The sequence below is a fragment of the Bacillota bacterium genome (assembly GCA_024655925.1).
Taxonomy (GTDB): Bacteria; Bacillota; DTU025; order DTU025; family JANLFS01; genus JANLFS01.
Genome location: JANLFS010000031.1, coordinates 26,534 through 29,650, shown reverse-complemented (window position 1 = coordinate 29,650; position 3,117 = coordinate 26,534). Strand labels below are relative to the sequence as shown.

3 protein-coding genes are annotated in these 3,117 nt (G+C 59.1%); 1 reads left to right on the top strand and 2 read right to left on the bottom strand.

Annotation, left to right across the window (positions count from 1 at the left end; genetic code table 11):
* The first annotated feature begins 165 nt into the window (after window positions 1-165).
* On the top strand, window positions 166-1,362 hold the full coding sequence (locus NUW23_06620; GenBank protein MCR4425852.1) for a pyridoxal phosphate-dependent aminotransferase: 1,197 nt from the start codon (window positions 166-168) through the stop codon (window positions 1,360-1,362).
* On the opposite strand, the gene NUW23_06615 is transcribed toward NUW23_06620, so the two are convergent.
* Together NUW23_06615 and NUW23_06610 are read right to left on the bottom strand one after the other, a co-directional pair.
* Complete coding sequence (locus NUW23_06615) at window positions 1,359-2,759, bottom strand: MFS transporter (protein MCR4425851.1); 1,401 nt, start codon at window positions 2,757-2,759, stop codon at window positions 1,359-1,361. The two genes, NUW23_06620 and NUW23_06615, sit on opposite strands and share 4 nt — an antisense overlap.
* Window positions 2,760-2,818: 59 nt before the next feature.
* A partial coding sequence (locus NUW23_06610) for a DnaB-like helicase C-terminal domain-containing protein (protein ID MCR4425850.1) occupies window positions 2,819-3,117 on the bottom strand: 299 nt, incomplete at its 5' end.

Sequence of the window (3,117 nt, the reverse complement as noted above, 5' to 3'; positions counted from 1 at the left end):
GGCGACACTGTGTTACGCGTGGTCGGTCACCCTGGTCGCGTTCCACCCATCTCCCCCAAGCGTGCCGCAACTCCACCATCAACTGACTAGCTTTCCGGAAGGAATTCGCCCGGTGGGCGCGAACAGTGATGGTGCCAGGTATTCCAGACCCGGAGGAGAGTGTTGATGAAACAGGCCGAGAGAGCCGGTAGGCTCGAGGCGGAGGGCGCCTTCGAGGTCATGAAGGTGGTAATGGACCTTCGGGCGCAGGGCCGCGATATCGTGAACCTCTTTATCGGAGAACCCGACTTCGACACGCCCAATAACATCAAGGCAGCCGGGTGCAAGGCAATCGAGGACAACTACACCCACTATTCGCCGGCTGCGGGCGTACCCTCGTTTCGCAAGACCATAGCAGAGTTCATCTCTACCACCCGTGGCGTCGATGTGTCCCCGGACGAAGTAGTCGTGTCCCCGGGAACCAAGCCGATGATCTTCCATTCCATTCTCGCTTGCGTGGAGCCAGGGACTGAGGTGATCGGGGCCAACCCATCTTACCCCGCGTACCCCTCCATAGTCCACATGGTCGGAGCGGAGTACGTCAGCGTTCCTCTGGTTGAAGAGCGAGGTTTCGCGCTGGACATCGATCGTCTCGAGAGTCTGGTCACGCCAAGGACATCAATGATAATCCTCAACTCCCCACATAACCCCACCGGCGGAGTTCTCTCCCGTTCCGATCTTGAGCGAATTGCGGCGATATCAATAGAGAACGACCTGTGGGTGATGTCCGATGAGATTTACTCCAGACTAGTATACGACGGAGAGTTTGCAAGCATCGCCTCCATCCCCGGCATGAAGGATCGAACCATACTGATCGATGGTTTTTCCAAGACCTACGCCATGACCGGCTGGAGGCTGGGTTTCGGCGTCATGAACCGGGATCTCGCGCGGACGCTAGATTTGTTCATGATGAACGCCGAGTCCTGTACAGCTACTTTCACTCAGTACGCGGGTATCGAAGGGCTGGCCGGACCCCAGGACGAGCCGGAACGGATGCGCCGGGAATTCCAGGCCAGGCGGGATCTTCTGGTCCGGGAACTCAACCGGATCCCAGGATTCCGGTGTCATCTCCCGGGCGGTGCGTTCTACGCTTTCCCCAACGTCACTGAAGCCTGCCGCATGCTGGGCCTCAAGGACTCCGAAGCCCTGCAGCGCGCGCTCCTGGAAGAAGCTGGCGTGGCAGTCCTTCCACGCACCTCCTTCGGGCGCCCCAATCCTGGCGAGACAGAACAGTACCTCAGAGTGTCCTACACAAGCCGGGAAGAGAGACTCCTGGAGGGCACCAATAGGATGCGTGAGTTCATCGAGGCAAGAGCCTCCTAGCGGCTTTTCACTTTGGAGTAGGTGGGAACGGCGGTACTGACTGCCGAGAACGTGAGCTCAGCGAAACCCGCGCCCAGAAACACTAACCGCGGGCCGAACAGGCTGGCAAGCCCCGCTCCCATGCCGATGGAAAGCAGAGACGCCGGCCCCATTGCGGAGCCGAACAGCGCAAACACCCTACCCCTGAGTATCTCAGGGGTTTCTTCCTGCAAGATGGTGTTTGCCGTGCTGGACAACGCCACCCCCATCATGCCGAACAAAGCGCAAATCAGCATGGCCACGTAGAAGTTGGTGTTGAGCGCGAACCCTAGCACCGCAACGCCGTCCAGCGTGAGAACGGCTAGAAGAAGCGGTATCCTTTTGATCCAGCGGAGGAGGAAGTTCAAGATGATCCCGCCAAGCAGGCCTCCCACACCTACCATCGAGTACAGGAACCCTGCCCTCTGGGCAACGTGGCCGGGTGATTGGAGATACCGGTCGGCATAGAGAAAGAGCAGCGTACCCTGCATGCTGATGGCCAGAGTGATAAAGAGCTGCAACGTGAAGACGTACATCAACACGCTGTTCTCCCGGGCATACTGCCAGCCGGCCAGGAACTCTCGCCACGTTCTGGCACCAGCCACGCCAGTAGTAGAGACTGGAGGGCGCATCCTGCTATCGACTCCATCCGGCGAATGAGCTGGCTCCGCCATCGAACGAGTGGGCGTCGCCGATGCGGCGGTCTCAGACTGCTGTCTCGTTCTGATCAGCGCGGCTGTGGTCGCCGCCACCAGGAAGGTGAGAGAATTGAACACAAACGCACCGGAATAGCCCAAGGCTGCCACGGTCAGTCCCGCAGCCATCGGTCCTCCAACTTGAACGAAGTTCTTGAGGACCTGGTTGAACGAGTTCATCTGCAGGAGCTGATCCCGGCGCACCAGTGAAGGCTCCAGCGCCTGCCGGGCCGGTGCAAAGAAGCTCGCAATCACGGCGTCGGCCAGGGTCAGGCCATAGATCTGGGGAAGATGCACGGCGAAGATCAGCCCGAGTGACATACCTGCCCTGATCAGATTGGAGGCCACCACTATGGTCTTCCTGGAAAGCCTATCTGCGGCAACTCCGGCAATAGGGGCGAAGATGACGGTCGGAACCGTCCCCAGCAGGGCGACGATTCCCACCTTCAGCGGGCTCCCGCTCAGCTCCAGCACCTTCGTCAGGAGCGCGATATACGTGATCTTGCTTCCCAAGTTCGAGACCAGCTCACCTAAGGTGAGCAACATGAAATCCCTATTTGACAGGAGAGACGCATACCCTGTCGACGGTTTCAGGACCAACACCTCTCCCCAGCCAAGAGCGCGACGGGACGCATAAACCCGCGCCCGGCGGATATGCTTTATACCAGCAGCCGGACCGCCCAAGAATGAAGACTCCTTAAGGCGAATGGGAGTCTGAGTGGGCGGACCCGGCTATCTGTCATCTAGCTCGCGGACTCGACCCGAACAGCCTTCTCCAGGTTCCTGAACCTTGTATACTCCTTCTGCCACACGAGCTCGAAGGATCCGGTCGGGCCGTTCCGCTGCTTGGCTATCATGATCTCTGCGATGTTCTTACGTTCCGTGTCCGGTTTATAGTACTCCTCACGGTAGATGAAAGCCACCACGTCAGACGACTGCTCTATCTCTCCGCTCTCCTTGAGATGAGAAAGGAGCGGTCGTTTGTCGGCCGTGGCCTCAACTGCTCTGCTCAACTGAGCCAGGGCGAGCACGGGAACCTCCA